23 protein-coding genes and 3 tRNA genes are annotated in these 21,026 nt (G+C 69.2%); 19 read left to right on the top strand and 7 right to left on the bottom strand.

Annotated features, from left to right (window positions below; genetic code table 11):
- The first annotated feature begins 44 nt into the window (after positions 1–44).
- The 6 genes from gltX to ACIBBF_RS06250 all read left to right on the top strand — a co-directional run bounded on the left by gltX (position 45) and on the right by ACIBBF_RS06250 (position 3,928).
- On the top strand, positions 45–1,514 hold the full coding sequence (gltX, locus tag ACIBBF_RS06275; protein ID WP_397411593.1) for a glutamate--tRNA ligase: 1,470 nt from the start codon (positions 45–47) through the stop codon (positions 1,512–1,514).
- 89 nt (positions 1,515–1,603) lie between these two features.
- On the top strand, positions 1,604–2,716 hold the full coding sequence (locus ACIBBF_RS06270; protein WP_397411590.1) for a lysostaphin resistance A-like protein: 1,113 nt from the start codon (positions 1,604–1,606) through the stop codon (positions 2,714–2,716).
- Positions 2,713–3,498, top strand: a complete 786-nt coding sequence (locus ACIBBF_RS06265) for an HAD family hydrolase (protein WP_397411588.1) — start codon at positions 2,713–2,715, stop codon at positions 3,496–3,498. The genes ACIBBF_RS06270 and ACIBBF_RS06265 overlap by 4 nt, the downstream gene beginning before the upstream one ends.
- A gap of 152 nt (positions 3,499–3,650) precedes the next feature.
- Positions 3,651–3,722, top strand: a tRNA-Gln gene (locus tag ACIBBF_RS06260).
- A 23-nt stretch (positions 3,723–3,745) separates the two neighbouring features.
- A tRNA-Glu gene (locus ACIBBF_RS06255) sits at positions 3,746–3,818 on the top strand.
- A gap of 37 nt (positions 3,819–3,855) precedes the next feature.
- Positions 3,856–3,928 (top strand) — tRNA-Glu (locus tag ACIBBF_RS06250).
- Between the two features lie 208 nt (positions 3,929–4,136).
- Here the strand turns inward: ACIBBF_RS06250 and ACIBBF_RS06245 are convergent.
- From ACIBBF_RS06245 to ACIBBF_RS06235, 3 genes are all read right to left on the bottom strand, one after another.
- Complete coding sequence (locus ACIBBF_RS06245) at positions 4,137–5,165, bottom strand: PH domain-containing protein (protein WP_397411585.1); 1,029 nt, start codon at positions 5,163–5,165, stop codon at positions 4,137–4,139.
- A gap of 52 nt (positions 5,166–5,217) precedes the next feature.
- On the bottom strand, positions 5,218–5,364 hold the full coding sequence (locus tag ACIBBF_RS06240) for a hypothetical protein (RefSeq protein ID WP_229785626.1): 147 nt from the start codon (positions 5,362–5,364) through the stop codon (positions 5,218–5,220).
- Positions 5,365–5,571: 207 nt separating this feature from the next.
- A complete protein-coding gene (locus tag ACIBBF_RS06235; RefSeq protein WP_026365378.1) occupies positions 5,572–6,291 on the bottom strand; it encodes an IclR family transcriptional regulator in 720 nt (239 codons plus the stop codon).
- 77 nt (positions 6,292–6,368) lie between these two features.
- On the opposite strand from ACIBBF_RS06235, the gene leuC reads away from it, so the two are divergent.
- Complete coding sequence (gene leuC / locus ACIBBF_RS06230; protein ID WP_397411772.1) at positions 6,369–7,883, top strand: 3-isopropylmalate dehydratase large subunit; 1,515 nt, start codon at positions 6,369–6,371, stop codon at positions 7,881–7,883.
- 14 nt (positions 7,884–7,897) lie between these two features.
- On the top strand, positions 7,898–8,533 hold the full coding sequence (leuD, locus tag ACIBBF_RS06225; RefSeq protein WP_397411582.1) for a 3-isopropylmalate dehydratase small subunit: 636 nt from the start codon (positions 7,898–7,900) through the stop codon (positions 8,531–8,533).
- 136 nt (positions 8,534–8,669) lie between these two features.
- Here the strand turns inward: leuD and ACIBBF_RS06220 are convergent, their stop codons facing one another.
- Positions 8,670–9,536, bottom strand: coding sequence for an LLM class flavin-dependent oxidoreductase (locus ACIBBF_RS06220; protein WP_397411580.1), 867 nt, complete (start codon positions 9,534–9,536; stop codon positions 8,670–8,672).
- A 138-nt stretch (positions 9,537–9,674) separates the two neighbouring features.
- Here ACIBBF_RS06220 and rnhA point away from each other — a divergent pair, with 138 nt between their 5' ends.
- From rnhA to ACIBBF_RS06200, 4 genes are all read left to right on the top strand, one after another.
- Positions 9,675–10,112: a ribonuclease HI gene (gene rnhA, locus ACIBBF_RS06215; protein WP_397411770.1), complete on the top strand. Its 438-nt coding sequence runs from the start codon at positions 9,675–9,677 to the stop codon at positions 10,110–10,112.
- Positions 10,113–10,188: 76 nt separating this feature from the next.
- On the top strand, positions 10,189–11,592 hold the full coding sequence (lpdA, locus tag ACIBBF_RS06210) for a dihydrolipoyl dehydrogenase (RefSeq protein ID WP_397411578.1): 1,404 nt from the start codon (positions 10,189–10,191) through the stop codon (positions 11,590–11,592).
- Between the two features lie 191 nt (positions 11,593–11,783).
- Complete coding sequence (locus ACIBBF_RS06205; protein ID WP_397411576.1) at positions 11,784–12,881, top strand: tyrosine-type recombinase/integrase; 1,098 nt, start codon at positions 11,784–11,786, stop codon at positions 12,879–12,881.
- Positions 12,836–13,081, top strand: a complete 246-nt coding sequence (locus tag ACIBBF_RS06200) for a tyrosine-type recombinase/integrase (RefSeq protein ID WP_397411574.1) — start codon at positions 12,836–12,838, stop codon at positions 13,079–13,081. Before ACIBBF_RS06205 ends, ACIBBF_RS06200 begins: the two co-directional genes overlap by 46 nt.
- Before the next feature lie 43 nt (positions 13,082–13,124).
- Here the strand turns inward: ACIBBF_RS06200 and ACIBBF_RS06195 are convergent, their stop codons facing one another.
- Positions 13,125–13,514, bottom strand: a complete 390-nt coding sequence (locus ACIBBF_RS06195) for a DUF6578 domain-containing protein (RefSeq protein WP_397411572.1) — start codon at positions 13,512–13,514, stop codon at positions 13,125–13,127.
- Between the two features lie 101 nt (positions 13,515–13,615).
- On the bottom strand, positions 13,616–13,828 hold the full coding sequence (locus ACIBBF_RS06190; protein ID WP_397411570.1) for a helix-turn-helix domain-containing protein: 213 nt from the start codon (positions 13,826–13,828) through the stop codon (positions 13,616–13,618).
- A gap of 149 nt (positions 13,829–13,977) precedes the next feature.
- Between ACIBBF_RS06190 and ACIBBF_RS06185 the strand changes: the two genes are divergently transcribed.
- The 5 genes from ACIBBF_RS06185 to ACIBBF_RS06165 all read left to right on the top strand — a co-directional run bounded on the left by ACIBBF_RS06185 (position 13,978) and on the right by ACIBBF_RS06165 (position 17,944).
- A complete protein-coding gene (locus tag ACIBBF_RS06185) occupies positions 13,978–14,658 on the top strand; it encodes a hypothetical protein (RefSeq protein ID WP_397411569.1) in 681 nt (226 codons plus the stop codon).
- Positions 14,659–14,676: 18 nt separating this feature from the next.
- Positions 14,677–15,660 (top strand): hypothetical protein, encoded by a 984-nt coding sequence (locus ACIBBF_RS06180; RefSeq protein WP_397411567.1) that lies wholly within the window; start codon positions 14,677–14,679, stop codon positions 15,658–15,660.
- 93 nt (positions 15,661–15,753) lie between these two features.
- Positions 15,754–16,293, top strand: coding sequence for a hypothetical protein (locus ACIBBF_RS06175; protein WP_397411566.1), 540 nt, complete (start codon positions 15,754–15,756; stop codon positions 16,291–16,293).
- A gap of 128 nt (positions 16,294–16,421) precedes the next feature.
- Complete coding sequence (locus ACIBBF_RS06170; RefSeq protein ID WP_397411564.1) at positions 16,422–17,210, top strand: ATP-grasp domain-containing protein; 789 nt, start codon at positions 16,422–16,424, stop codon at positions 17,208–17,210.
- On the top strand, positions 17,207–17,944 hold the full coding sequence (locus tag ACIBBF_RS06165) for a hypothetical protein (RefSeq protein ID WP_397411563.1): 738 nt from the start codon (positions 17,207–17,209) through the stop codon (positions 17,942–17,944). Before ACIBBF_RS06170 ends, ACIBBF_RS06165 begins: the two co-directional genes overlap by 4 nt.
- A gap of 35 nt (positions 17,945–17,979) precedes the next feature.
- Here ACIBBF_RS06165 and ACIBBF_RS06160 read toward each other — a convergent pair whose 3' ends face one another.
- A complete protein-coding gene (locus ACIBBF_RS06160) occupies positions 17,980–18,903 on the bottom strand; it encodes a hypothetical protein (protein WP_397411561.1) in 924 nt (307 codons plus the stop codon).
- 168 nt (positions 18,904–19,071) lie between these two features.
- Between ACIBBF_RS06160 and ACIBBF_RS06155 the strand changes: the two genes are divergently transcribed.
- Positions 19,072–20,376, top strand: coding sequence for a hypothetical protein (locus ACIBBF_RS06155; protein WP_397411559.1), 1,305 nt, complete (start codon positions 19,072–19,074; stop codon positions 20,374–20,376).
- A gap of 72 nt (positions 20,377–20,448) precedes the next feature.
- Positions 20,449–20,850 carry a CPCC family cysteine-rich protein gene (locus ACIBBF_RS06150; protein ID WP_397411557.1) on the top strand — a complete coding sequence of 134 codons (402 nt, stop codon included), beginning with the start codon at positions 20,449–20,451 and terminating at the stop codon, positions 20,848–20,850.
- Positions 20,851–21,026 lie beyond the last annotated feature (176 nt).

Here is a 21,026-nt window from a genome sequence, read left to right as displayed (position 1 = left end):
CCGTGGCCGCGGCTCAGGGCCGGTGGTGGGCCTAGGCTTGGGGCGTGACATCTCCCGCTCCTGGCAGCTCTTCGACCCGTGTCCGCTTCGCGCCGTCCCCGACCGGCATGTTCCACGTCGGTGGTGCGCGCTCCGCCCTGTTCAACTGGGCCGTGGCGAAGCAGCAGGGCGGCACCTTCGTGCTGCGCATCGAGGACACCGACGCCTCGCGCAACCAGCCCGAGTGGGTGGACGGCATCCTGTCGGCCATGGAGGCGCTGGGGATCCGCAAGGACGACCCGGCGTTCGAGGGCCCGTACTACCAGTCCGAGAACGCGGGCATCCAGAAGGATGCTGCCCAGCGGCTGTTCACCGAGGGCAAGGCGTACTACTGCGACTGCACGCGGGATGCCCTGATCGCGCGCACGGGCAACCAGCAGACCGGCTACGACGGGTTCTGCCGCGACCGCGGCCTGGAGTACGCCGCGGGTCGGGCGCTGCGGTTCCGCACGCCCGACGAGGGCGAGACCCAGGTCGTCGACCTGATCCGCGGCAACCCGACGTTCCCGAACGCCAACCTCGAGGACTTCGTCATCGCTCGCGGCAACGGCTCCCCGGTGTTCCTGCTGGCCAACGTGGTGGACGACATCGACGAGAACATCACGCTCGTCATGCGCGCCGAGGAACACCTGCCCAACACCCCGAAGCAGCAGCTGCTGTGGGAGGCGCTGGGCCACACACCGCCGCAGTGGGCGCACATGCCGGTGATCGTCAACGAGAAGCGGCAGAAGCTCTCCAAGCGCCGCGACAAGGTGGCGCTGGAGGACTACCTGGCCGAGGGCATCCTGCCCGACGCGATGGTCAACTACCTGATGCTGCTCGGCTGGGCGCCGGGCAACGACGAGGAGATCCTGCCGTTCGACGAGCTGGTGCGCCGGTTCCGCGTCGAGGACATCAACTCCTCCTCGGCGTTCTTCGACGTCAAGAAGCTCACCGCCTTCAACGGCGAGTACATCCGCGCCCTGAGCGTCGAGGACTTCGCCGCCGCCTGCGCGCCGTGGCTCCAGGCCCCGGCCGCCCCGTGGGCCCCGGAGCAGTTCGACCAGAAGGTGTTCGACGCCGTCGCGCCGCTCGCCCACTCCCGGGTCGCACTGCTGTCCGAGATCACGAACAACGTGGACTTCCTGTTCCTGGACGCCCCGATCATCGACGAGGACTCCTGGAACAAGGCCATGAAGACGGGCGCCGCCGGGCTCCTCACGGACGTCCGCGCCGCCCTCGCCGACGTCGCCTGGGAGGCCGAGGCGCTCAAGGACACCGTGACCACGGTCGGCGAGGCGCACGGCATGAAGCTGGGCAAGGCGCAGGCCCCGGTCCGGGTCGCCGTGACCGGTCGCCGGATCGGTCTGCCCCTGTTCGAGTCGCTGGAGGTGCTGGGTCGCGAGCGCACGCTCGTGCGGATCGACGCGGCGCTGGCCCGCCTCGCTCAGGCGGCGACGCCGTCCGACGCCGAGGTGCCCGCCACCGCCGAGTGACGCCACGGCCCGGGCACGCGACGCGCCTGCCCGGGCCGGTCCGATGTCCCCGCGAACCCCCAGTTCACCCACGTTGTAGCGTGTGAGACGTGACCGACGCCATGAGACCTGACGCCGCGCCGCCCTCACCCGAACCACCTGCGCCGACGCCGTCGGTCTGGGAGCCGCCCGTCGCGGCCACGGGACCGCGCGAGTACCCGCAGGCCCTGCGGGGACCGTGGTACCGGTGGTGGCGTCCGTTGCTCGGGCTGCTCGCGGTCGCGGGCTCCGGGGTGGTGGTCTTCGGGATGGTGCTCCTGGCCACGCTCGGGTTCGTGCTCGCCCAGGCGGTGGGCGCGCAGCTGCCGGACCCGGCGTCGGACGCCTTTCTCGTCTCGCCGGCGGGCATGCTGGTGACCAACCTCGGGCTCGCGCTCGGCATCCCGGTCGCCCTGGTGGCGACCTGGGCGCAGTCCGGGCGCGCGGGCCTGGTGTCGTCGGTGCTGGGCCGGGTGCGCTGGCGCCTGCTGCTCGGCGGCCTGGGGGTGTCGTTGCTGCTCCTGGTGCCGCTCACGCTGGCGGGCAGCGTCCTCGTGTCGCAGCTCGGTCTGGCCGGCGACGCCTCCCCGGGGTCCGACGACGGCCTGTGGCCCCTGACGCCGGCGTCGGGCTGGCTGGCGCTCAGCCTGGTGATCCTGCTGACCACACCGCTGCAGGCCGCGGGGGAGGAGTACTTCTTCCGCGGCTGGGCGTCGCAGTGGCTCGGCAGCCTGCTGCGGTGGCGGTGGCTCGCCGTCGTCGTGCCCGCCGTGGTGACCGCGGTGCTGTTCGCGCTGGCGCACGGTGCGCAGAGCCCCTGGCTCTTCGCGGACCGGCTCGTGTTCGGCCTGGTCGCGAGCCTGGTCGTCTGGCGCACGGGCGGGCTGGAGCTCGCGGTCGCCCTGCACGTGGCGAACAACCTGCTGGCCTTCGGGCTGGCCATCGCCTACGACGGCTTCGCGGAGTCGCTCCTGATCACCGAGGTGGCTCCGGCCGAGGGCGCGGTCAGCATCTGCGTCACGCTCGTCACCACGGCGGTGGTGCTGTGGTGGGCGCGACGCCGGGATCCCGCCGTGGTGGTCGTCGACCCGGCGCCACGGCCCGTGGCGGGTCCGGTACCCACCCCGGCAGCAGTCACGACCGCGGGGCCGGCCGCCGGTCCGGTGAACGGAGGCACGGCATGACCACGGACGGGATCCTGTTCGACGTCGACGACACCCTCGTCGACACCAAGGGCGCCTTCGCGGTGGCCCTGGAGGCGATCCGGGCCGAGTACCTGCCGCACGTGCTGCCCGAGCGCGACCCGGAGATCCTGGCGCACTGGCGCACCGACCCGGGCGGCTACTACGCCCGCTACACGCGCGGCGAGCTGGACCACGACACGCAGCGCCGGTACCGCGCGGTGCGGCTGCACGAGACGTTCGGCGGCCCGTCCGTGACGGCCGCGACGTTCGAGGCCTGGGACGCCCTGTTCTGGGGCACCTTCGAGCGGTCGTGGACGGCGCACGACGACGCCCGTGCTGCGGTCGACGACGCCGTCGCGGCGGGCCTGCGCGTCGGCGTCGTGACCAATGCCGCCACCGAGCTGCGGGAGCGCAAGCTGAAGCTCGCGGGCCTGGCCGACCTGCCGGTCCTGGTGGGCGTCGACACGCTGGGCTTCGGCAAGCCCGACCCCCGGGTGTTCCTCGAGGGTGCCCGCCTGCTGGGGACCGATCCGGTGCGGACCGCGTACGTGGGCGACGAGCCCACCGTGGACGCCCTGGCGGCCCGCGAGGCCGGCCTGACGGGCGTCTGGCTGGACCGGGCGGGACACCGGCGTGGTCCCGGATACGGCGGGCCCTCCGACGGCGGCCGGGACCCGCAGGATCCGGAGGCTCTGCGGGCAGCGGGCGTGCTGGTCATCCGGACGCTGGCCGAGCTCCCGGCGGCGCTCGGCTACGGTCCGGCGGCCGCTCGACCGCGGTGACGGGGCCCGGACCGGACCGGGACACGCGCGGGTGACGGACGGCACGCCCATTGCGTTTTGCGCACCGTCCGAGGTCAGGTAATGTTCTCCAGCGGTAAGGGGTCCACGGAACGCCTGTCGGAGACAGGTGCATCTCGGGGCCGTTACCCCCATGGGGTATGGTGTAATTGGCAGCACGAGTGGTTCTGGTCCACTTAGTCTAGGTTCGAGTCCTGGTACCCCAGCGCACGTTGCAGTAACAGTTCAGGCCCCCATCGTCTAGCGGCCTAGGACGCCGCCCTCTCACGGCGGTAACGCGGGTTCAAATCCCGCTGGGGGTACGCAGGTCTTCCGGCTCCGGCCGGCGGATCAGTTCAGGCCCCCATCGTCTAGCGGCCTAGGACGCCGCCCTCTCACGGCGGTAACGCGGGTTCAAATCCCGCTGGGGGTACAGCAAGAAGGCTCGGTCTCACGCGGACCGGGCCTTCTTCGTGTCTCCGGTGCGGTGTCTCCGGCGCGCACCCGATGTGGCGACGTCTCCTGCGCGCACCCGATGTGGCGACCGTGGCAGGCATCTGCGGGCGAACGTCGGGCTCGTCGCCTTCTGGTGCCTCATGGGGCGATCGACCCTACGTTCGCCCCGTCGGGCCGGGCGGGACTCAGCGGATCTTGGGGTCGCCGCCCTCGATGAAGGGCTTGGGGCGCAGCTCCGGGTCGTCCGTGGCGGCGGTGGGGCCGCCGGGTACATGGCCGCCGTCGTGGTGGCCGGCATCACGGTGACCTGCATCGCGGTGGCTTGCGTCGCGGTGGGCGCCGTCACGGGGCGTGCCGGGCGCGGGGTCCGAGCCGCCCGGCGTCGTGCCCCCGAAGGTGCCGGACGCTGCCGCCCCGGCGGACGCCCCGCCCGGTGCCCCGTACGCCGGCGCGCCGGTCATGCCCGGCAGCCCGCCCGCCGTCGGCCGGAGGTTCTCGTCATCGGCAGTGGTGTCCGCGGGCGTGTCCGCGACGCCGCTCTCGATCCGGGCGACCGGCAGCTCGATGCGCTGCGTCGGCGGGTTGCTGCGCCGTCCGATCCGCGGCATGAGCGCGGGCGGCGGGGTGGTGGGCGGTACCTCCACCGGCGGTGCGGCCGGTGCCGCCGCGGCGGGACCGCCCTGGGCGGCGGCCTCGGCGTCAGCGGCGTCCGGGTGAAAGAGGTTCGCGATGATCAGGCGGTACCGCGAGTCGGGCCGGGGGATCCACGTGACCCGGTCCAGGGCCTGGTCCTGCCCCGCCGTCTCGAAGATGAAGGTGCCGTAGCCCAGGAGCTGGCCCATCGGGGTGCGCTCGTAGCCGAGGTCGGTCACCTTCTCGGACGGCATCATCGCCACCCGGTGCACCAGGAACCCGTCGAGCAGCAGCAGGCGGCGGTCGGTCATGACGAACCACTCGGCCCGCCAGTCCAGCCACTTGTAGAGCAGCCGCGCCCCCAGGACGAGGAACGGCAGCCACACCCACCCCATGTCGTCGCGGACGTTCGGGTCCACGGCGACCAGGAGCGCCAGGGCCAGGACGAACGCACCGGCGGTGGTGAGGATGGGTTCCCAGAGCTTGGCCCAGTGCCGGTGGGTGGCGACGACGATGCGCTCGTCCGCCAGGATGTACCGCCGCAGGGCACGGTTCGGGACGAAGTCCGCTGTCGTGCTCATGGCGGCCTCCCCGGAGGATGCGGTCGGAATTCTCGTCGCCGACCCTACGCGGTCACCGGCCGATCGACCCGGTGAAGAGCTCCTCGAAGAAGGTGCCGATGTTCGCGATGGCACCCCAGATCACGTCCCAGAGGGCGAGCACGACGTCGGCGGAGCGCTCGGGGTCGTTGATGACCGAGTAGAGCAAGAAGATCACCACGACCCAGATGATGATGAGTCTCACCTTAGGCGGCATCAGATTCCTCCGACGTAGGTGCGTGCGCACCCGGTGTGCACACGTCCCGGGTGACACTACTGACACAGGCGGGACCTGGGGAATCACCAGCCTCGGCGTGGCGGGCCAACGCTCACCGACCGCTCACGGACCGCACACCCCGTGTGCACCGCGAGCGGTCGGGAGCCGTCGTCACTCGCCGGAGCGGTGCAGCACCTCGGTCAGCTTGTTCGCCGCGGCGACGACGGCGGCCGAGTGCAGCCGGCCGGGCTGGCGGGAGAGCCGCTCGACGGGTCCGGACACGCTGACGGCGGCCACGACCCGGCCCGACGGGCCCCGCACGGGCGCCGACACCGACGCCACGCCCAGCTCACGTTCCGAGACGGACTGGGCCCAGCCACGGCGTCGGACGCCGGAGAGGATGGTCGCCGTGAAGGTGGCGTCGCGCAGGCCGCGGTGCAGCCGGTCCGGCTCCTCCCAGGCGAGCAGGACGTGCGCCGCGGAGCCCGCGCTCATGCTGAGCGTGGCCCCCACGGGGATGGAGTCGCGCAGACCCACCGGGCGCTCGGCGGCGGCGACGCACACGCGGTGGTCGCCCTGCCGGCGGTAGAGCTGTGCGCTCTCGCCCGTGTGGTCGCGCAGCGCGATGAGCACCGGGTTCGCGGCCGCCAGGAGGCGGTCCTCACCCGCTGCGGTGGCCAGCTCGTTGAGGCGCGGGCCCAGTACGAAACGGCCCTGCATGTCCCGTGCCACGAGACGGTGGTGCTCCAGGGCCACCGCCAGGCGGTGCGCCGTCGGGCGAGCCAGGCCGGTGGAGGAGACGAGCTGCGCCAGGGTGGCCGGACCGGCCTCGAGTGCCCCGAGGACGGACGCCGCCTTGTCCAAGACGCCGACTCCGCTAGTATCGTCCATACCGCGATATTGCCGTCTCGGAACGTGAGATTGCAAGTCGAGGCCCGAAGTTGTTTCTGATGAGGAGGCGAACCGCCATGGCCGGCACGCTGGCAGAGAAGGTCTGGGAAGCGCACCTGGTGCGCCGGGGCGAGGGCGGCTCGCCCGATCTTCTCTACATCGACCTGCACCTGGTGCACGAGGTCACGAGCCCGCAGGCGTTCGAGGGGCTCCGCCTCGCCGGGCGTCAGGTACGGCGGCCCGACCTCACGATTGCCACCGAGGACCACAACACCCCCACGCTCGACATCGACCGGCCGATCGCCGACGCGACGAGCCGCACGCAGATCGAGACGCTGCGCGCCAACGCCAAGGAGTTCGGCGTCCGCCTGCACAGCCTCGGCGACGCCGACCAGGGCATCGTGCACCAGGTGGGGCCGCAGCTCGGCCTGACCATGCCGGGCCTGACCGTCGTGTGCGGCGACTCGCACACCTCGACGCACGGCGCGTTCGGCGCGCTCGCGTTCGGTATCGGCACGTCCGAGGTGGAGCACGTGCTCGCGACCCAGACGCTGCCGCTGGCGCCGTTCAAGACCATGGCGATCACCGTCAACGGCACGCTGCCCGCGGGCACCACGTCCAAGGACATCATCCTGGCGATCATCGCCAAGATCGGCACCGGCGGCGGGCAGGGCTACGTGCTCGAGTACCGCGGCGAGGCCATCCGGGCGCTGTCCATGGAGGCCCGCATGACCATCTGCAACATGTCGATCGAGGCCGGCGCCCGCGCCGGCATGATCGCGCCGGACGAGACCACCTTCGAGTACCTCAAGGGCCGCCCGCACGCGCCCGAGGGCGCGGACTGGGACGAGGCGGTCGAGTACTGGAAGACCCTGCGGTCGGACGACGACGCGCAGTTCGACGCCGAGGTGGTGCTGGAGGCGGCCGACCTGGAGCCGTTCGTCACCTGGGGCACCAACCCTGGCCAGGGCCTGCCGCTGTCGGCGGCCGTGCCGGTGCCCGCCGAGATCTCGGACGAGTCCGAGCGCGTCGCCGCCGAGCGGGCCCTGGAGTACATGGGCCTGGACGCCGGTACTCCGCTGCGCGACATCAAGGTCGACACCGTGTTCATCGGCTCATGCACCAACGGCCGCATCGAGGACCTGCGGTCGGTGGCCAAGGTCGTCAAGGGCCGCGAGAAGGCGAGCGACGTGCGGGTGCTCGTGGTGCCGTCGTCGGCGCGCGTGCGGCTGCAGGCCGAGGCCGAGGGCCTCGACGTGATCTTCAAGGAGTTCGGCGCCGAGTGGCGCAACGCCGGGTGCTCCATGTGCCTGGGCATGAACCCCGACCAGCTCGCGCCGGGGGAGCGGTCGGCCTCCACGTCGAACCGCAACTTCGAGGGCCGCCAGGGCAAGGGCGGGCGCACACACCTGGTCTCGCCGCTGGTCGCCGCCGCCACGGCGATCCGGGGCACCCTGTCCAGCGTGGGCGACCTGGACCTGCCCGAGGACGTCGACATCACCACCTTCGACGGCACGCCGCTCGACGGTGTGGGGGCGTCGCCGCTGGGCGAGACCGTCGTCGTCGACCTGCCGCTGCCCGTCGCGCGCTGAGAGGACTGCTGACCATGGAGAAGTTCACCACCCACACCGGCGTCGGCGTCCCGCTGCGGCGCAGCAACGTGGACACCGACCAGATCATCCCCGCCGTGTACCTCAAGCGGGTCACGCGCACCGGGTTCGAGGACGCGCTGTTCGCCGCGTGGCGCGGCGACCCGTCGTTCGTGCTCAACCAGGACGCCTACTCCGCGGGCTCCGTGCTCGTGGCCGGCCCCGACTTCGGCACCGGCTCCTCGCGTGAGCACGCCGTCTGGGCGCTCAAGGACTACGGCTTCCGCGTCGTGCTGTCCTCGCGGTTCGCCGACATCTTCCGCGGCAACTCGGGCAAGCAGGGCCTGGTCACGGGCATCGTCTCGCCCGAGGACATCGAGATCCTCTGGAAGATCCTGGAGACCAAGCCGGGCACGGAGGTGACCGTCGACCTGGAGGCCAAGACCGCCACGGCCGACGACGTCACGGTGCCGTTCCAGATCGACGACTACACGCGCTGGCGGCTCATGGAGGGGCTCGACGACATCGGCCTCACCCTGCAGAACGAGGCCGACATCACCGCGTTCGAGCAGACCCGTGCGGCGTGGCGGCCCAAGACGCTGCCGGCGCGGCACCTGCCGTCGGTGGAGATCGAGGCGGCGCGGCCGGTCTGACGGCGGGGCGGCTGCTGTCGCCCGGAGCCGAGCGTCTGCTGCTGGTCGAGCCTGTCGGGGCCTTTGGGTCCGGGCAGGCTCGACCTGTTTGTTCTACGGGCTGCTTGTTCTGCGAGCTGCCCTGCCGTTGTCGACCTCAGAGGCTCGGCGGTCCCTGGCGCACCTTCTCCAGCAGCCCCTCCGGGGTGTCGCTCTGGGGGTCCCACCAGGAGTCGATCCACCACGTGACCCCGGCGTCGGCCATGGCACGGGCCTGCTTGGCTGCCTCCTCGCGGTCGGCCGACAGCTTGCCCTGCAGGATCACCTCGAAGGGCCGGTCGGTACCGCCGTGCCGCTCCACCTCGGACCGGTGCTCGGTGAGCCAGGCGACCAGGCCGGCGATGTCGTCCACCGTCAGGTCGTCCGCGCTGCCGCGCAGCTGCGGGACGATGCCGTCCCAGCTCAGCGTGCGCCGCAGGTTTCGGGCGGGCGGCCGCTCCGCGTCCCAGACGCCGACCGGCCACACCGGGATGCGGCCGTTGACGGGTCGTTCCGGGAACCGGAACGGGCCGGTGGTGAGATGGGCGCCGTCGAACTCGAAGTCCTCCCCGGACCAGGAGCGTTCGAGCCACTCCAGCGTCTCGTCCAGCAGGGCCGCGCGGTTCTTCAGGTCCGTGCTCTGCCCGGGGACCGAGGTGAAGCCGCGGTCGTCGGGCACGCCCACGCCGACCGGCAGCACGAGGCGGCCGCCCGACAGACGGTCCACCGTGAGGGCGCGCTGCGCGAGCTCCCACGGCCGGTGCCGGGGGACCGCGAAGACCATGGCGCCGAGGCTGATGCGCTCCGTCACCGTCGCCGCGGCGGCCAGCACCGCGAACGGGTCGTAGACCGGCATGGCCCACTCGCCGTCCATGCTGATCGCGTCCCAGGTGAAGAAGCCGTCCCAGCCGTGCTCCTCGGTCTCGCGGGCGAGCGCGACGTGCTGGTCGATCGTGCCGAAGCTGCTGATGAACCCGAACTTCATGCTGTTCCTCCGTTGGCCTGGGGCTGGTCCTCCGACGTCTGCCACCACGCTACGCGGCACCACTGACACGGTTAGGGTGAGGCCGTGACCAGCACCGCCGAGAAGAACGGCACCAGCGTGAGCGAGAGCACGACCCCCTTGCGGGGCACCGTCGAGATGTGGACCGACGGCGCGTGCAAGGGCAACCCCGGCCTGGGCGGCTGGGGCGCGCTGCTGCGCTTCGGCGAGCACGAGAAGGAGCTGTTCGGCGGCGAGAAGGTCACCACCAACAACCGCATGGAGCTCACCGCCGTGGTCGAGGCCCTGCGTGCGCTCACGCGGCCGAGCACCGTGATCATCCACGTCGACTCGTCGTACGTGATGAACGGGATGAAGACCTGGATCGCGGGCTGGAAGCGCAACGGCTGGAAGACGGCCAGCAAGCAGCCCGTCAAGAACGTGGACCTCTGGCAGGCGCTCGACGCCGAGGTGGCCGAGCACCAGGTGAGCTGGGTCTGGGTCAAGGGCCACGCCGGAGACCCGGGCAACGAGCGGGCCGACGCCCTGGCGAACAAGGGCGTCGACAGCGTGCGCTGACGCAGGTCGGGGCACGTCCGGACAACGAGACCGACGTCACGTCACCACGATTGGCGCGCCCTAATACCCTTGACCCATGGCTTCCCACTACGACGTCGTTCTCCTCGGCGCGGGCCCCGGCGGCTACGTTGCCGCCATCCGCGCTGCCCAGCTCGGCAAGTCCGTCGCGATCATCGAGGAGAAGTACTGGGGTGGTGTCTGCCTCAACGTGGGCTGCATCCCCTCCAAGGCTCTGCTCCGCAACGCCGAGCTGGCCCACATCTTCACCCACCAGAAGGACTTCTTCGGCATGGCCGGGGACGTCTCGTTCGACTTCGGGAAGGCCTGGGACCGCTCGCGAACCGTCGCGGACGGCCGCGTCAAGGGCGTCCACTTCCTGATGAAGAAGAACAAGATCACCGAGTACGACGGCCGCGGCACCTTCCGCGACGCCAACACCATCGAGGTGGCCCTCAACAAGGGCGGCAGCGAGACCGTGACCTTCGACAACGTGATCATCGCGACCGGTTCGCAGGTGCGCCTGCTGCCCGGCGTCGAGCTCTCGGACAACGTGGTCACCTACGAGAAGCAGATCCTCACGCGCGACCTGCCCAAGTCGATCGCCATCGTCGGCGCCGGCGCCATCGGCATGGAGTTCGGCTACGTGCTGAAGAACTACGGCGTGGACGTCACGATCATCGAGTTCCTCGACCGTGCGCTGCCGAACGAGGACGCGGACGTCTCCAAGGAGATCGCCAAGCAGTACAAGAAGCTCGGCGTGAACATCCTGACCTCGACCGCCGTGCAGACCGTCAAGGACAACGGCTCGTCGGTGACCGTCTCGTACAAGGGCGTCAAGGACGACAAGCCGGGCGAGCTCGTGGTCGACAAGGTGCTCATGGCCGTCGGCTTCGCGCCCAACGTCAGCGGGTTCGGCCTGGAGAACACGGGCGTGCAGCTCACCGACCGCGGTGCCATCGACATCGACGACTACATGCGCACCAACGTGCCGCACATCTACGCCATCGGTGACGTCACCGCCAAGCTCATGCTGGCGCACGTCGCGGAGGCGCAGGGCGTCGTGGCCGCCGAGACCATCGCCGGGGCCGAGACCCAGACGCTGGGCGACTACCGCATGATGCCGCGCGCGACGTTCTGCTCGCCGCAGGTGGCCTCGTTCGGCCTCACCGAGCAGCAGGCCCGCGACGAGGGTTACGACGTCAAGGTCGCCTCGTTCCCGACCATGGCCAACGGCAAGGCGCACGGCCTGGGCGACACCACCGGCTTCGTCAAGCTCGTGGCCGACGCCAAGTACAACGAGCTGCTCGGCGGGCACCTGATCGGGCCGGATGTTTCCGAGCTGCTGCCGGAGCTCACGCTGGCGCAGAAGTGGGACCTGACGGCGGACGAGGTGGCGCGGAACGTGCACACGCACCCGACGCTGTCGGAGTCGGTGCAGGAGTCGATTCATGGGCTTGCGGGGCACATGATCAACTTCTAGTTGGTCGCTCGGCCGCCTTTGGGCGGTCGGCCTGGTCAGAGGCCCGGATCCGCGGAACTCCGCGGATTCGGGCCTCTTTGCGTCCTGGGGTGTCGTGGACACCTATGGACGTGAACGGTCCGAAATTGCCGCCACTTATGGCACGGGGATGGCACGACGACGGACACGAACCAGGAGGTTGACCGATGGGAATGACCAGGAACGATACGACGGCCAGGCAGCGTCGCGAGGCGTGGGGGAGCCTGCGGAGGCTGCCCTCGAAGCGGTGGCAGGCCCGCTACACGGGGCCGGACGACAAGACCTACTCGGCGCGGACCGAGGACGACAAGCCGCTGACGTTCCTCGCCAAGGGCGACGCTCGCGAGTGGCTCAACGGGGTGCACGCGGCGATCAGCCGAGGGGAGTGGCTCCCGCCCGCAGAGGCCGTCCGACGGCGTCGGGCCGCCGCCGAGGCTGCAGCCGCGCGGGACGTGACGTTCCGCGAGTACGCCGAGCGGTGGCTGGAGCGCATCGCGACGGAGCCAGGCAAGGGCGGCAAGCTCCGCCGGCCGGGCACCGTGCTCGCGTACCGAGGGCGGGTGCGCAACTACCTCATGGCCCCGCTCGGGGACATGAAGGTCCGGGAGATCGACACGGAGCGGGTGCGCACTCTCGTGATCGAGCTCGTCGCCATGCCCTCGGTGCTCAAGGAGGACGCCAAGCACAATGGCATCGCGGGCGACGCTGTCGACGTGCTGAAGATGATCCTCCGGGCGGCGGTGCGTGACGGGCTGCTTGGGAAGATGCCGGACGTGCCGACACCGACCCGCAAGTCCGTGCGGCACGACGACTCCCACACGCCGGAGGACGACGTCGCCACGCCGACTCAGGTCGATGCGCTCTACGAGGCTGTACCTCAGCCCTGGCGGATCGCCGTGCTGTTCGCGGCGTGGTGCCAGCTGCGACGTGGGGAGGTACTGGGGCTGCAGCGACACGACATCGTCTGGAACAGCGACCGGACCGCGGCGACTCTGTACGTGCGGCGGCAGAAGAACGGGAGTACGGGCAAGCTCACCGATCCCAAGTCGGACAGCGGCCGCCGGTCCATGGCCGTGCCTCCGCTCATGATCGAGCGGCTGCGGGAGCACCTCGACCAGCACGTGGGGCGGGGGCGGACGGCGCCGGTGGTGCGCGGGGTAGCCAGTACCTGTCGGCGTCGCGATGGAACGGCATCTGGGCGGGTGCTCGGGGTGTCGTCGCGGGGTTGCCTGACGGCTATCGGTTCCACGACCTGCGGCACACAGGGCTGACCCGAATCGCCCAGGAGGGTGCCACGCTCGCCGAGCTCATGCGACTTGGCGGGCACTCCGATGTGACCGTGGTGCTGCGGTACCAGAAGGCGACGATGGCCCGAGACATCGAGCTCGCTGCGCGGATGAGTGTGACGGCGGGGGAGGAGATCCGGCTGGAGGAAGCACGCATCAAGAGCGGGGGTCATGACGTCGGCTGACATGACTGGGCACTGATCAGGCCCGATGGCACGAGCGAGGGTGCTAAGCGCCCTTGCTCGCGACATCGATGTCCACCAGGTACCCGAAGAGGTGGTGATCGCCACGGTTGCCTTCACGGCCGTGGGCTCGCTGCGCCGGATCGGCAGTTCCGGTCCCTGGCGCGGCGAAGTACGTCCGAGGATCGTTCACCGATTGCTTGAGCTGTGCACGCACAACTGCTATCGCAATCACTGTTCCCTGGATCGTCTCGGCGACATCGCTGTGGTGCTCTTCGCTGCCGAAGCACTGGGCTGCCACTGTCTCGTCGAAGATGTCCTCCAGGACCTCATCGTGACCGCCATGGGAGATCCCCCACTCGATGTCATCTCCCACAGCGAAGGGCGCACCACAGCACTGCAGTTGCCAGTCGGAGTACCACACCTTGATCTGCACCACGCAATCCTCAGGGTGTCCGAAGAGCTTGTCCAACTCGTTCCATTGGCACCAGGGCGGCAAGGGCGAGCCTCAGCGGCCAAGCATCTTTCGGTGCGGATTCACACCGAACGGGCCGATGGGATTGTGACGACGAGGCGCTGCGTCAGTTCGTTGAGGTCGACCCGGATCAGGCGGCCCAGGCGGTAGCCGGTGATCGTGCCGTCGGCGATACGGCGGCGCAGCGTCTTGACCGATACGTGGAAGTGCTCGGCGGCGTCGGCCAGGGTGACGAGGCGAGCGTCGCGCGTGGGAGTGATGTCGTGGTGCGGCATGGGGTCTCCTTTCGAGCCGTTCGGTCTGCCACGTAGGTGTGTCGCGAGCGTCCGGAGACGTGCTCTGACGAGGCGAGCGAGAGGTCTGAATGTCAGTGGGTGCCGCTACGGTGCGAGTCGTTTGTGAGAGATCGACAAGGAACTGCACGATGAGCTGGGACATCAGCCTGTTCAACGCACCATCCGGGGTCACGATCGAGGAGATCCCGCACGACTACGACCCGGCGCCACTCGGGTCGGTCGCGGAGATCCTCGACCGGCTGCAGGTCACGTTCGCGGACCTGAACCTGAGCGACCCGACGTGGGGCGACCTCGTGCGCCCGGGCTGCGTAATCGAGTTCAACATCGGTCGTAAGGACCCGGTCGAGTCCATCATGTTGCACGTGCGCGGTGGCGGGGACGACGCCGTCCAGGTGATCCGCGAGACCGCGCGCGTGCTCGGATGTCGTGCGTTCGACTGCTCGTCCGGTGATTTCATCGAGGACGGCGGCAGCGATGGGCCGACTTCCAGGCGTTCCGTGACCGCGCGGTCGGTCAAGACGCCCCCACGCAGAGTGCGAAGCAGTAGGAACATGTCGATCCACGCAACGAGTTCGACGAGTCGGCGAGACGCCCGCTTTACGGCCGGCCCGTACCGGGGCAAGTTCGTCGTTGCCGAGGCGGACGAGAGCGGCTCGATCATCGCGATCATCTGCGAGGGGCAACCCGGCTCTCTGACCACGATCGGCGACTGGTGGTTCGCCGACGTGAGTGAATTCGAGCTTGGCATGACGGAGGACGGCTGGGACGTCGAGTGGCTCGCACCTGGAAGCCTGGGGACACCGCGATGAGCCCTAGACTCCCGGCACATGGCTGACGTCGTTGAACTCGGCAAGATCACCTGCCCTTCGGGCCAGCTCGTGCTGACCGATGGCGGCTACCTCAGCCTGTGGTCGGGTGACCGTCGTCCCGAGGACGTCCCGGCGCGGCCGGGTCCCGCCGCGGACATGGAGATCGTCGGACCCGATGCGAGCGCCGCGGCACGTTCGTTCGGCCGGCAGCCCGGGACCAGGCTCTATGACGTCCCGGCCCACGGCGTCGAGGAGATCACCGACGCGTTCGCCAAGCACAGCAAGAAGGCGGGGCTCGATGCCGGCCTACAGACCATGCCGTACCAGGTCCCGCATCGTGAACGGGTTCGGCACGCGATCACCAGCGGTGACCACAGCTTCCTGAACTTCGGTGTGCCGGTGATCTCCGTCGGCGGTATCTCCACCAGCAGCGCGTTTCGCGTGACCGCGACCGCCGGTGACTGGGGCTGGACACAGATCCGCATCGTGCTCAGCACTGCATCGACCGCCCAGACCCGGGAGCTCGGCGACCTGCGCGTCGATCATGCCCGCCTCGTGATCGGCGACGCCGACGCACTCAGCTCGTGGGTGCACGAGGACTCGATAGATGGCCTGGTCGACGTCGTGTTCTGGGGTCGGGACGAGGCGCAGCTCGCAGTCGAGCTCGACGCCCCGCGCCTGACTGACCCGGGCGACGTCGGCTACGGCTGGGTGGACCTGCCGTTCCAGGACGCGCTGGACCGCGCGCGCGATCTGGAGTCGCGCCGGCGATCGAGCAGGCAGGTGATGTTCAACTTCGACTTCCGGCCGCATTCGCACCACTGGCAGGTGATGGCCAAGGTCCGCGCGGACGAGCATGAGGCGGGCACGATCTCGGTCGGCGGCGCCGACATCATGATGGCGATGACGTCAGTCGGTGACGGTGAGTTTCCCGTGCAGCTGGAACTCGACGCCGCCGGGACGCCAACAGCGATCGTGGTCGTGATCGACACGGGGGCGTAGCACCCCAACGCATCACTTGGGCTCGTTCCGGACCCGGCCTGACGTCCCCCCGCTGTTACGCTCGGCGCCGTGCGGAGCGGAGCATGGTGGCGAGTGCACGGCGTGTACGTCGGAGGGCGTACGCGAGAAAACAGTCATCCGGCGTTCGTTGCGGTCGCGCCTGAGTCGTTCTACGACGGGGCTGACGAGTTTGCGCCGTTCGGCAATGACAACGGCAGCGACATCCTGGGCGCGCTTGAGGAGTGGCACACAACAGGTGGCCAGGATGACGGCGTGCCGCAGTTCCTGATCGACACGCTTGCCGGATACGGGTATCCGCCATCAGCCCACCTTTGGTCTGCAGACTCTGACGCGGCTCGTGCTTGGGCCTGTGCCGCCGGTGCCGATGACCATTTCGTTCAGTCGACGGCGCAGACGGCGGTTGGCGTCGCCGTCGGGCAGTTCAAGATCCGAGGGCATGTAACGTCCGCGGTGCGTCGCATCGGATGGCAGGCAGTCACGTTGCAGCGGGCAATCCTCGAGGACGCGTCGACGCGTTATCCCCACTGGGAGCACGCAGACGCGGAGGCGGAGGGGATCAGCGACGTCGTGCGAGTGCTTTCTGTGGCGCCGTCAGCACCGGCACGGGCCTGATACGCCAGGCTCGCTGACGGGTCCAGCAGCCCAACAGACCGAGGTGGCCAGATTTCTGCGAGCGGTCCTGCGCGCTTCGGCGCTGAAAGAACGGGTGCCCAGACCTCGCGATGTGACATCCTCGGCGGGTGTCTCGGACCATGCTGTTTCCTTCTCGCCTGACGGCGTCCGCGGAGGCTGTCCGCGCGACCGCCGACGCGCGTGGCCTGACGACGGTGCAACCTGCGGCGGTCCACCTCCCCGAAGCCCTGGCAGCTGACCACCTCCATGCCGGCCCGACGTTCGCCGACGTGGTCGCACCGGCTTCTGGCATAGCGTGCCTCGAAGCACCGCCGGCCTGGCTCGCGGACCTGCCGTACGACGTCGTCGGACGAACCATCACCGCGATGCCGATCCGAGACGCCTGGGCCCTGCGTTACCCGGCGTTCGTCAAAGCTCCGAACGACAAGACGTTGCGGGCCATGGTCTACACCGACGGTACCCGCCTACCCGGTGTCGATGCCGTCGACCCGGACACGCTCGTCCTGGTGGCCGAGATCGTCTCCTTTGCCGCGGAATTCCGGCTCCACGTTTTGGACGGGATGATGCACGCCTCCAGCCAGTACGCAGTCCACGGCCGCTTGCATCTCGGGCCCTTGCCTGCCGAGCTCATCCCCGCTGCGGCCGCGCTGATCGGCGAGGTGGTTGAGACGTTGCCGTCGGCGATCGTCGTGGATGTCGGGATGCTCGACGACCGGCTCGTGGTGATCGAAGCCAACGCGGCATGGGCGTCAGGGATCTACCTGTCCGACGTCGACGCTGCGCTCGACGTCATCCTGCGCGCAGCCGCTCCCGTCGGTGACCTGTCGCCTCGCGACAAGGCGTTCGTACGTCCGGTCACCGTGCGGGCCACCCTGACGGAAGAAGGGATGCGGTGACGGCGGGATCGATGCCGCTGACCGTGGAAGTGGTCTTCGAGGTCCACGCGTCTGCCGACTTCGACCTGTGGCCGACGCAGGTATCCGCCGGCGGTCCGTACCTTCGTGCCTCCGGAGAGATGCTCGAGGCCGAGGTCGGGGCCACGGTGGAGGCATTCCTGTCGAGCTTGTACTTCCAGTCAGCCACGAAGGCTCGCACACCCGAGGAGTACGTGAGCCTGGCCCTCGCAACCCGGCACCCAGAGAATGACGTTCCCTCCGTGGACGGTGGGTTGCGCATCACCGACAGTCGGACCGGAGTGGTAGTCCTGCCGGGATGCTGCGCGGACCTCGACATCCTGTCGTGCGTCCACGACTTCCTCGCTGGTGGGCGCGTCTGGGGCTTCCACGGACACGACCCGAGCCCCTCCGCCGAGCGCATCGGCGACGGCGTTCTCCGGCTGCATGTCGACGACGAACGTCCCGAGGCGGGGCAGATCGACACGTCCGAAGCAGAGATGCGTGAACGGATGGTCGATGTCGAGGGCGATCTGCGAGGCTTCCTCGACTTGCTGGCTGGCTGGGCCGACGAGTACGTTCCGGGACACCGCGCCGAGTTGGTCGCCCTGTTCAGTGCCGCGCTGTGGAGCTGCCTGATGGACGACGACGGCCGCTGCGCGTCGACGGACTTTCTCAACGCGTGCAGCAGATGGCGGCATGCCCCGGTGCCGGGGCATCGTGAAAGGGCAAGCTAGACCATTCGTGCGTGGCGTGGTGGCGAAAATGTGTGCTACAAGATCCGCATCCAGGTCCGAGCGAGCCAGCGTTCGAAGTGCAGGTCCTGTTCGGAGACTGTCCCGATCTTTCGCGAGGGTGCGGGGTCAAAGATGTCGACGAGGTCCCGGCTTCGTGGCGCACGCCAGGAACGCAGGATGTAAGCGAGCCGCCCACCTGACATCGAGCCACTCATCCCCGAGACGCGGGCGTCGACCCGGGCCCCCTGGCAGCACAGTCGTAGACCGAGCGGGTCCAGGATCCCGCGCAGCGCTCTCAGGGCTAGCCAGGCGTCGACGTCTGCCACGTCCCAGATCGATCCGCCCGGATCTTCCAGGCGCAGCATGTAGCCGTCATCATGCTCGACCATGGTCAGTAGCCATGCCTCTTCGACGTCGTCACCTCGTATGACCGCCAGCGGGAACGTTTCGGAAGACTCCATGTCCGGTACCGCACCTAGCCCTGTACCCAAAGGCCCGACAGCGGCCCGGGCCTGATTCCGAACCCACGCGTCGATTTCACCGGTGGAACGATGGCTATATTCGGTGTCGTATTCCTCGTGGGCCGTGACGAACGGCTGAGCAGCGTCGATGCCCTCATGACCGAACTCCGCATGAGCCCAAGCCGTCAGCTCGCGCGCAGTGAGCTTCCCGTCGAGCAGCGCCTCGAGCCGACGTCGCAACAGCACCAGGTGCGCCTGCTCGACCGTGGGCACTGCCAGTTCGAGCTCGTGCACGACGGCGTCGACCGTCTGATCGAGGACTGACCACGGGTCATCCGGGTACCGTCCGGCGAGTTCCGCCAGCGCCGGAGAATCAAGGCCGGCGACCAGCGCCTGAACTGCTGCGTCGACGAGCGCCTCACGGGTCGCGGGGCGGCTCTCGTCGCGGAACAGGCAGATTGCCTCGGCCAGCTGATCGCGGGCTCCGTCAGGGTTCACGACGCGCAACCTACCGGGTCTCTTGTGGTCTGCGGGCCACGACGAAGTGGCGTCCATTGGCTCACCCTTTCGACAGGTTCCGCACGACTTGGGCCGTCTGTCAGGATCGTTCTCTCGCTGACCCGACCGAAGAGCTCGGTGCGGGGCAGAGACAGGAGAAGTAGCCACGTGGGAACCGAGAACGGCGGAAGAGTTTCAGCGGCGGCAACGCCACTTGCTCGAACGGTCGGCAAGGTGAGGGGCCTGGTGGCGAGCGTTGGGGACGAGGGCGGAAGAGCCCTGACCGACACAGCAGACAAGATCAAAGGGTTCGTCTCCCGGCCAGGCGGAGATGACGACGCAGGCCAGGACGACGCCGTCCCGGACGGCCTCGGAGACGATCCGGGAGCCGACGAAGCGGCGGCCCGGGCCGCTGTCGAGCAGGAGCGCGACGAGCTCCGAGAGTTCGTGTCCGGGCTCAGCCTCACCGAGATCAAGTCGGGCGGATGGTTCGTCCGACTGCTCCGGCATGCCCTGAGCACGTACACCGAGAAGGTCGACTGGCGGTACTTCCAGGAGAAGTACGAGGGCGTCCCTGCTGACGCCATCGTGGATCAGCGGATCAAGATGGCCGCCCGCTACGCGGCCATCGAGGGCGGGCTCTCCGCCAGCGCATACACGGGAGCGGTCGCCGCAACCATCGGAAGCGCTGGAGGGGCTTCACCGTTGACCGTACCGGCCGCTTTCGCGACCGTCATGGTCGACGTCGTCTATCTCTCGCAGCTCCAGCTTCGTCTGGCCTACGACATCGCTGTTCTGTACCGCGTCCCGCTCGACCTGCCTGATCCCGAGGACATGTGGAAGCTGATCCGCGTGGCCTTCACGATCAAGGGGGGTGAAGCGGTCAGCGGTACCGCCCTCAAAGCGGTGCCCGCTGTGGTCCGCCCCCTGGTCAAGAAGTTCTTCTCAGGACCTGTGCTTCACGCCGCGAGGGGGCTGCCAGTCGTCGGAAAGTACCTGCTCCAGCGAAACGTCATCAAGATCGGCATCCCGCTGGTCGGCGTCCCGCTCGCAGCGCTCCTGAACAGATACACCACCCTGGTCGCGGGCCGGCACGCGCAGGCGACTTTTCGGAACGAGGCGCGGGTGATCGAGGTCGCCGAGGCACTGACCGAGCGGACCGAGCACCCAGAGTTGATGCTGTGGGTCGCGTGGCTCGTGGTCCGGGCCGATGGCAAGATCTCCGACGGCGAAGCCCTCCTGATGCGGCACCTGGTTCGGCTCGTGCGGGAGCAGCACGACGTCGTTGACGACCGGCTCGCCCGTCTCGTGGATGTCGACCCCGAGGAGGTGTGGAAGCGTGTCGATGCCGAGCCGGGCGATCTGAGCGACATTGCGTCTGCTGCCAGTCGGGTGGCGGCGGTAGACGGTGACGCGAATGCGCGAGAACGGGCGCTCGTCACCGAGATCCATGAGCGGTGCCGTCGAGAGTGACTCGATCACGGTTCTGATGGACGAGCTCAACGCGAACATCGTCGGGACGATCGTTGTCGTCGCGGAGTACCGATGAGTGTCCGGTTCCCGTGCCCGTGCTGCGGGCATCTGGTGTTCGACGAACCACCCGGCTCGTACGACATCTGCGGAATCTGCTTTTGGGAGGACGACGCCGTCCAGCTGCGCTGGCCCGACTGGGCAGGCGGGGCGAACCGTCCGTCGCTGATCGAGGCGCAGCAGACGTACGTCGAACTGGGCGCGATGGAGTCCCGGTTCACCAGCCTGGTGCACCAGCCGGCCGACGACGAGCCGGTCGAGGCGGTGTGGCGACCGATCGACCTGGCCATCGACTCGTTCGAGCCTCGGGGTGTCAAGGCCAGTCCGTGGCCGAACGACTCGACCGACCTGTACTGGTGGCGTCCGACGTTCTGGCGCCGTGAGCAGGAGCCACCGGGAGAGCGGGCCTACTGCTGACCTGTTGGGGGAGTGGTCAACAGGGATCGCCCACCGGTACCAACGGTGCGGACGAGCTCAAGAGAGTGGTGGACGCTGCGGGGCCCGAGTCCGGATGCACGCACGGCGAGTCCAACCGACGACATGGCATGGGGCGGCGGAGTGGCGTTGAGTAGCGAGGGCCCGGCAGCGGCCGC

This window comes from Promicromonospora sp. NPDC050880 (assembly GCF_044456525.1).
GTDB lineage: Bacteria > Actinomycetota > Actinomycetes > Actinomycetales > Cellulomonadaceae > Promicromonospora.
The sequence above is the reverse complement of the archived record's forward strand: the minus strand, read 5'-3'. Positions and strand labels throughout refer to the sequence as shown.

Coding starts and splice junctions, on each gene's coding strand:
- ACIBBF_RS06265 (WP_397411588.1), top strand. CDS start 2,713: ATGACCACGGACGGGATCCTGTTCGACGTCGACGACACCCTCGTCGAC.
- ACIBBF_RS06245 (WP_397411585.1), bottom strand. CDS start 5,165: ATGAGCACGACAGCGGACTTCGTCCCGAACCGTGCCCTGCGGCGGTAC.
- ACIBBF_RS06235 (WP_026365378.1), bottom strand. CDS start 6,291: ATGGACGATACTAGCGGAGTCGGCGTCTTGGACAAGGCGGCGTCCGTC.
- leuC (WP_397411772.1), top strand. CDS start 6,369: ATGGCCGGCACGCTGGCAGAGAAGGTCTGGGAAGCGCACCTGGTGCGC.
- leuD (WP_397411582.1), top strand. CDS start 7,898: ATGGAGAAGTTCACCACCCACACCGGCGTCGGCGTCCCGCTGCGGCGC.
- ACIBBF_RS06220 (WP_397411580.1), bottom strand. CDS start 9,536: ATGAAGTTCGGGTTCATCAGCAGCTTCGGCACGATCGACCAGCACGTC.
- lpdA (WP_397411578.1), top strand. CDS start 10,189: ATGGCTTCCCACTACGACGTCGTTCTCCTCGGCGCGGGCCCCGGCGGC.
- ACIBBF_RS06205 (WP_397411576.1), top strand. CDS start 11,784: ATGACCAGGAACGATACGACGGCCAGGCAGCGTCGCGAGGCGTGGGGG.
- ACIBBF_RS06190 (WP_397411570.1), bottom strand. CDS start 13,828: ATGCCGCACCACGACATCACTCCCACGCGCGACGCTCGCCTCGTCACC.
- ACIBBF_RS06185 (WP_397411569.1), top strand. CDS start 13,978: ATGAGCTGGGACATCAGCCTGTTCAACGCACCATCCGGGGTCACGATC.
- ACIBBF_RS06180 (WP_397411567.1), top strand. CDS start 14,677: ATGGCTGACGTCGTTGAACTCGGCAAGATCACCTGCCCTTCGGGCCAG.
- ACIBBF_RS06150 (WP_397411557.1), top strand. CDS start 20,449: ATGAGTGTCCGGTTCCCGTGCCCGTGCTGCGGGCATCTGGTGTTCGAC.